Raw genomic sequence first — 6,479 nt, 5'->3', positions numbered from 1 at the left:
AGAGTCCGAATCCTTCGGGAATATCGGCAAGAACGTCTGTTACTGCACGGCCGGCCTGCTCGCCGGGATCATCGAAGGGGCTTTCGGCATCCGGGTGGACGCAAAAGAAACCAAGTGCAAATCCAAGGGCGACGAGCACTGTGTCTTCACGATCACCAGTAAGAAAGACTAACGTTATAAATACTTTTTTAGCATAGTCCTTTTTAGTACAGTTTGGTCGAATCCGGAGACGCATGGCGCCCATACCCCGTATCCTTATTGTGGAAGATGATGAGATCATTGCCAATCTCATCTCGGTGATGCTCGAGAAACGGGGGTACAATATCGTCGGGAAGACCGGGACCGGTGAAGAATCGATCTTCCTTGCAGCAGAACTGGAACCCGACCTTATCCTGATGGATATCAGCCTTGCCGGAGTTATGGACGGGGTTACTGCATCCTGTTATATCTTTCAGCTCTTCCAGTTCCCGATCGTCTTTCTTACAGCACATTGTGACGATACCCTGCTCGCCCGTGCAAAGAATGCGCAACCTCTCGGGTACATTATTAAACCATTCACCGATCGGGACCTTGCCTCGAACGTCGAGCTGGCGCTGTATAATCACTCCATGCGGAAAAAATACCTTGATATGTACCCGGTGGGTGAGCCCAAGAAGATCATGGCAGCGCTCGATATCCTCGTTATAACCGATATTAAAGGGAAAATCATCTTCTGCAATCCTTACGGCCTCCGGTTCCTTGGCCTTCAAAAGGAAGAAGTCCTGATGCATTACTGGCGCGAGGTGATGATGATCATCAATGACCAGACAAACGAAGAGATCCCGGACCCGGTGCCGGAAGTGGTTCAACAGATGCTGGTTGTTACGCATGAGTTCAACACCGCAGTCGTACCCCGGTCAGGCAGGGGGAGAAAAGCGAGCGTTATCATCCGGCCGATCAAGGATGACAATAAAGAACTCATCGGTATATTCTTCCATATCCGGGAAAAGACCCTTGACCAGATCAAGATGGCAAAGAAAACATAAAAATCCCATTTCACCCGATTCCCAACATTTTTACGAATACCAAACTTTAAATAAAGTTTAAATCAACCGGTATCGTACCTACATACCGGAAGGTTACAGATCACCATATGCATCGTGCAGCCTTGTCCTCTGATTTTCATGAGGGGATAATGTGACAGATATCATCTATCATAAGTCCAGGAGAACCGCATGGCATCGCGTTCATCATACATACCTTGTCGATGTCGGGTCGCAGATCGATGTCCCGCTGATGGATGTTTCAAAACTGTACGAAAACTGTATTCTCGATCCACCCTACCCGAAGATCCGGTATTTTGAGATCGAGATTGAGGAACAGCGGGATGCCGGCAGGAAGACCGCAGTCTTCCAGAATATTTTCCCTGTCCATGCGAATAAGCAACCGGACTGGCATTTCCTGAGGTTCCGGATCCGGCGCGGCGACTGGACCATCACGGAGAGAATCCATTTCCCGACCGATACCGGTGAAGCGCAGTGGCTGTATACCGACGATTTCAATATCCTCTTCCTTTCGAGCGGCGGCAGGCATGACATCGAAATGCTGACAAACCTTATCACGGCGAAGCTTGGTATGATAGCGGAGTCGATCCGGAATGGTAACCGGATCCCTTCGGAATTCGAAAACCAGCTTGCCTGCCGCGAGGCAATCGGCACCATGTTTTCCGAGGGAGTTGACGGGGCGTTCCGCGAAGCTGCAGTGTACCGGGACTATGGCGTGATCGTGACAAATCCTCACGAGAAGGATCTCCCCCTCCCGTCAGCGGCAGGTATAACCGCCCACCATGGCCGGGCCAGGGTCAGCCCGGAGAAGGCAGCAGGCCTGCATGTCGACCTCAATGATATTGAAGACCTGAGGGACTTAAGCTGGCTCTCCAACTGAACATGGACGCCGTCTCCCGCCAGTATCCTTTTCTGTGCCTTTTCGTTCTTTTGGCAGGGTCTCCGGATTTTCCTGCGACAGCCGCAGCAATGATCCTGCCATGCTGATGAATGGTACACTCCCTGTCCGGTTTTTCCTGCGCGATATGAAAAAAGGACAGGAAAATCCCGGAATCGGGATTGGCATCGAAATTATGAGAAAACCGGTCTGAAAATTTATAAATAACACAACTGCCAGAATCTGTACGGGATATGACCGGTACTCTATAAATTTTCCCATAATTATCCCGTATTCTGCCTGCGAGATGAGACCATGACCCATGTTGTGGAACACAAAATCTTCCGGTATTCCTGGGAGCTTGTCCGCCACACCTATCTCGTTGACCTTGGGAACGAGATCGATATCCAGCAGGTAGAAATTTCCCCTTCTCACGATGGCCGCATCCTCCCTGGATCCTGCCCGCGTACCCGTTTTTTCGAAGCCGAGGTTGACCAGATCCAGAAGGGCGGGAAAACCGTGTTCTCGTTCAGAAACATCTGCCCGGTGGAAATCTGCCAGAAACCGGACTGGAACCCCTTCAACCTCATGAGAAAGAGCGGGAATATGCGCATTACCCGGCGGTTCCAGTCACAGGAAGGAGATACGGAGATACGGTGGCTGTATACCGACGATTTCTTCCTTATCTCGCTTTCATCCGGTGATCGGCACGATCTTGAAATGCTCATTTCCCTCATCATTGGGAAACTGAATATGATCGCCCTGTCGGTACAGTCCGGGAAGCGAATCCGTTCGGAGTTCGAACACCAGCAGCAGTTCCGTGCCGACATGAGCACGATGTTCTCAAAAGGTGTTGATGGAGCATTCCGCGATGTGCCGGTGTACCAGCAGCATGGTGAGATGACCGAACGCGATATCGATGTGAGCGCTGCGTTGATGAGCGCGGAATTCCAGGATCTCAACGCCTCCGTTGCCGCAGGATGGAACACTGACGCGGAGTCTCCAAATTCCGGGAGCACTCCTCCGGTGCCGGCAGCGACGAATGGCATACCGGCTGAAGAGGCTGTGCCGGAAAGCCCTGTTCCGGAACCGCAGGGTACGGAGATTCCTGCAGCAGAGATGGCAAAGGCAGCGGACACTCATGCCGACGAAAGTATTGTTGCAGAATCTGCTGCAGGAGATCATGCGGGTGCCGCGGGTATCTCTGCCGAAGGCTGTACAGCGGAGATTATTCCTGAAGCGAATATTCCGTTGACCGAAGGCCTGGATAGAATGCGTGAGGATGAGAGTATTCCTTCAGCTATCGCCACTGCCCCCATGGAGGTTACCCCTGCAGGCATTCTCCCCGCAGGGGAGTCTGCTGAGATGCATCCCCCGGCAGGAAAGACGTGCGACAGTTGCGGCGCCGGGATATCAGATAGCACGAAATTCTGCGGCAGGTGCGGGACAGCCGTTGGCAGCACCGTTCTTCCCGGGGCACCGGTGGGAGCCGCTCTACCGGCCGATGGCGGCAATACCTCATCGCCTGCCCGACAGGAAAAGGTGGCAGTCAACCTGAAATCGATCAAAGAACTTGAGGATCTCAGCTGGCTGAGCGATTGAGAGCCGGCCTGCCCCTGCGGGTCATCATCCGGTCGTCAACAGAGCGATGGAATCTCTCTTTTGGTACATTGTAAACCACAGGAGTCTGCTTCAGGTAACCTGCCCGACCACGAAAACAGGGAGCGCAATTGCCGGAACCGGCAAACAGATTATTTCTCTGATTTTTTCTTGAACAGGGCGTTGGCGAACCGGTCGATGAATCCTGCCTTGACTTCAACGGTTTTTTCTTCCTTGTATGCAACGCCGACGAGATCGGACGCGATGCGCTTGATGGCCTTCGATGCCGGGGATGTCGGGAACTTGATGACGATCGGAGTTTTTGCCGAGGCGGCGCGGCGGACATTGGTATCTTCCGGAATGATACCGATGACCTTGACACCCAGGACTTTTTCCATCTTCTTGGTTATGATATCGGTCTTGTCCTGATCCACACGGTTGATGATGGACCCGAGCACATGCCCGCCAACAACCTCGGTCAGGATCTTGGTCTTGAGTGCGTCAACGATAGAAGAGAGTTCAGGGTTCACCACAAGGATGACTTCATCAGCAACGGCAAGAGGGACAACTCCATCCTTGCTGATGCCGGCTGGTGCGTCGATGAGAAGGAATTCACAGCGTTTGACGATCTCACCCATGACGTCCCGGATCCGATCCGGGTCCGCCTGCTGGAACCCCTGGAGTGAGATACCGCTCGGGATGACTTTGAGCCCCGCAGGGCCCTCGTAAATCGCATCGTTGATGTTTCCTTTCCCGGCGAGAATCTCGTGCAGGGTGATCGGCGCATCCTGCAGGCCGAGGATGAGACCCACGTTTGCCATGCCGATATCTGCATCCATAAGGTAGGTCTCCTTGCCCAGCTGGGCGAGCATTGTTCCGAGGTTGACAGAAAATGTGGTCTTCCCTGTTCCGCCTTTTCCGGAAGCGATTGTGTAAACCTTGACCATTGAGCACCCTGTGGTGATGAGTATTTCAATTGTATTTATATAAGATTACTTGAAATTTTCACATATTCGTGTTATATCCATCTGTTTAAAATATCTTTTGTATCACTCTCAATACGTTTCTGTATCTCCCCCGTAATAATACCCTTCGATCGGATAATACCCGTCAGTTCCGAACCGGAATGGGTTGTGCTGAAGAGCGCAACACCAACTGACTCGCGGATTTCGGCATGCCGGCTGAACCTGGCGGCATCCTCCTGCGCCGTAGCCCCACCGGAGGATGCAAAGACCAGCCCGTCGGAGGTTGCAATCGTGAATGAATCAAGGGAGTATTTGTTCACGAGCGCACTGAGGCTCTCCTGGATGTTCCGGCAGTTCTCCACCAGGTCGACTTCCGGGATTGAAGCAGCAGCCTGCTGCCGTTTCTTTGCAGTCCAGGATATCGGGACCGGAATAGGAACCCACCCCTGTTTTGCGGGCGGCTGGTAATCGAGGCGCTGCTTCCGGGAACGACCCCCCTCGTCAGCCCGCTCCCCGAGCATCCTCTTCAGAAGGAGAGCAGCAGGGATGAGGATGATGACCAGAATCACGATGCCGATGAGAATGATATTGTCAATGCCGGGGATAAGTTGAGCGATGGTAATTCCTCCCTTGGGAAGTCGTCAGTTCAGCGCTCCATCAGGTGATCGAGATGGAGCTGCTTGATCATTGTTTTACAATCTGTGCGAATCTTATCGGTCACGTTATCGAAGTCCATGGTGTCAAAGGTGTCGAGGTCCGCTTCGAAGCTGCTCGTGGTCTCGCTGGTTCGCTCGCGCAGTTCTTCCTCGCCGGGTTTTGCTGCGTCTGTATGCCGGAGTGTTGGAACCGGGGGTGCAGGGGGGACCGGTGCCGCAGCCCTGGGGAGCGGGTGCGGCGGCGCGTGAACGGCTGCTGCCGGAGCAGCAGGCGGCGCGGGAATATGGTGATGGACAGGAGCAGGTTTCACCGGGGGTTTCAGGGGTGCAACCGGCGTTCCTCCTTTCTGTGCCATCGCTGCCCGCGGGTGTTGCGATGCAGCAGACGGAGCAGAAGGGCGCGTGGTGGTCTGTGCTGAGGCCTGTCTGACGGGTCTGAGGATCCTGCACGGCTTGTTGAACTCGAGCGCAAGTTCTATCTGGGCGTCACCGAGTACTGAGAGCGCTGCATCAACATCGATATTCCCGGCATTCTGGAGGTCCTCCCATGCAGCATCCCCGCGAAGGTTCTGGATTTTGACAAGGATGCATTTACCGCCTTTGAAAACAAGCGTGCCGTTCCGTGATGATGAAGAGATACTGGCTACACCAGTGAACCGTTCCCCGTCGAGTTCCTGGAGCAGGCTCTCAACTGCTACGTTTTTCCGGATCTCGCGAAATGTGCCCCTCGGGAGTTGCATTATGTGTAGGTTTGCGATGCAGAACTATATAATTTCTTTTTGGCACCTGTCGGATCAGCACCGTCCACACTTCATAGTTTTTCCGCATTTCATCGTTCTCATATTTATACCCGCTTTTTTGGCCTTTGTCTGCCTGCTGCTGTTTTTATTGCATCGGGGAACTAATTTTCTGTTCGGAATGATGAATAAAGACCAACATTTTAATAGATTAAGAATAGAGAGATACATTTATTAAGTGGTGAAAAGATGCTGAAACCATTACTCGAGGAGTTTCTGAAAGTGGAAGGGGTATCAGCAGCGGTTGTTGTTGGAAGAGATGGATTTGTTATCGAGAGTGCGGTCTCCGGTAAAGTGGATATTGAGGCGCTTGGCGCCATGGCTTCAACAGGTCTTGGGACTTCAGAAGCAATGGGCAATACTCTCGGTAAGGGTGAACTTTCCCAGATGCTTGTCGAGCTGGAAAAAGGCCCCATTATCCTTTCACCTCTGTCTGCTGACGAACTGATCGCCCTTGTGGCGGATACTACAGCAAACGTCGGACGCATCAGGTACGAACTCAAGAAGAATAAAGAGCGCATCGTCGCCGCGCTCTGATCCCT

Annotated in this window: 8 protein-coding genes; 5 read left to right on the top strand and 3 right to left on the bottom strand. The window is 52.8% G+C overall.

The annotated features are described in order from the left end of the window. Positions 1 to 22: 22 nt before the first annotated feature. From A4E33_RS04645 to A4E33_RS04630, 4 genes are all read left to right on the top strand, one after another. On the top strand, positions 23 to 172 hold the full coding sequence (locus A4E33_RS04645; protein WP_394334410.1) for a V4R domain-containing protein: 150 nt from the start codon (positions 23 to 25) through the stop codon (positions 170 to 172). A 61-nt stretch (positions 173 to 233) separates the two neighbouring features. Beyond that, positions 234 to 1,025, top strand: a complete 792-nt coding sequence (locus A4E33_RS04640) for a response regulator (RefSeq protein ID WP_292346518.1) — start codon at positions 234 to 236, stop codon at positions 1,023 to 1,025. Positions 1,026 to 1,176: 151 nt separating this feature from the next. Next, positions 1,177 to 1,923: a hypothetical protein gene (locus A4E33_RS04635; protein ID WP_292346517.1), complete on the top strand. Its 747-nt coding sequence runs from the start codon at positions 1,177 to 1,179 to the stop codon at positions 1,921 to 1,923. A gap of 312 nt (positions 1,924 to 2,235) precedes the next feature. Next, positions 2,236 to 3,522, top strand: coding sequence for a zinc ribbon domain-containing protein (locus tag A4E33_RS04630; protein WP_292346516.1), 1,287 nt, complete (start codon positions 2,236 to 2,238; stop codon positions 3,520 to 3,522). Between the two features lie 149 nt (positions 3,523 to 3,671). Here A4E33_RS04630 and minD read toward each other — a convergent pair whose 3' ends face one another. The 3 genes from minD to A4E33_RS04615 all read right to left on the bottom strand — a co-directional run bounded on the left by minD (position 3,672) and on the right by A4E33_RS04615 (position 5,880). Further along, positions 3,672 to 4,466 (bottom strand): cell division ATPase MinD, encoded by a 795-nt coding sequence (minD, locus tag A4E33_RS04625; protein ID WP_292346515.1) that lies wholly within the window; start codon positions 4,464 to 4,466, stop codon positions 3,672 to 3,674. A gap of 71 nt (positions 4,467 to 4,537) precedes the next feature. Continuing rightward, a complete protein-coding gene (locus A4E33_RS04620) occupies positions 4,538 to 5,053 on the bottom strand; it encodes a hypothetical protein (RefSeq protein ID WP_292346514.1) in 516 nt (171 codons plus the stop codon). 77 nt (positions 5,054 to 5,130) lie between these two features. Beyond that, positions 5,131 to 5,880, bottom strand: coding sequence for a hypothetical protein (locus A4E33_RS04615; RefSeq protein WP_292346513.1), 750 nt, complete (start codon positions 5,878 to 5,880; stop codon positions 5,131 to 5,133). Between the two features lie 246 nt (positions 5,881 to 6,126). Between A4E33_RS04615 and A4E33_RS04610 the strand changes: the two genes are divergently transcribed. Then, positions 6,127 to 6,474, top strand: a complete 348-nt coding sequence (locus A4E33_RS04610; RefSeq protein ID WP_292346512.1) for a roadblock/LC7 domain-containing protein — start codon at positions 6,127 to 6,129, stop codon at positions 6,472 to 6,474. Positions 6,475 to 6,479 lie beyond the last annotated feature (5 nt).

Origin of the sequence: Methanoregula sp. PtaB.Bin085 (assembly GCF_002067035.1) — an archaeon.
Classification (GTDB): Archaea; Halobacteriota; Methanomicrobia; order Methanomicrobiales; family Methanospirillaceae; genus Methanoregula.
Note: the sequence above shows the minus strand (reverse complement) of the source record. Positions and strands in the feature narration are given on the sequence as shown.

What these genes read in the sequence shown, in the direction of transcription:
- A4E33_RS04615 (WP_292346513.1), bottom strand. Translation starts at nt 5,880, where the DNA reads ATGCAACTCCCGAGGGGCACATTTCGCGAGATCCGGAAAAACGTAGCA.
- A4E33_RS04630 (WP_292346516.1), top strand. Translation starts at nt 2,236, where the DNA reads ATGACCCATGTTGTGGAACACAAAATCTTCCGGTATTCCTGGGAGCTT.
- A4E33_RS04640 (WP_292346518.1), top strand. Translation starts at nt 234, where the DNA reads ATGGCGCCCATACCCCGTATCCTTATTGTGGAAGATGATGAGATCATT.
- minD (WP_292346515.1), bottom strand. Translation starts at nt 4,466, where the DNA reads ATGGTCAAGGTTTACACAATCGCTTCCGGAAAAGGCGGAACAGGGAAG.
- A4E33_RS04610 (WP_292346512.1), top strand. Translation starts at nt 6,127, where the DNA reads ATGCTGAAACCATTACTCGAGGAGTTTCTGAAAGTGGAAGGGGTATCA.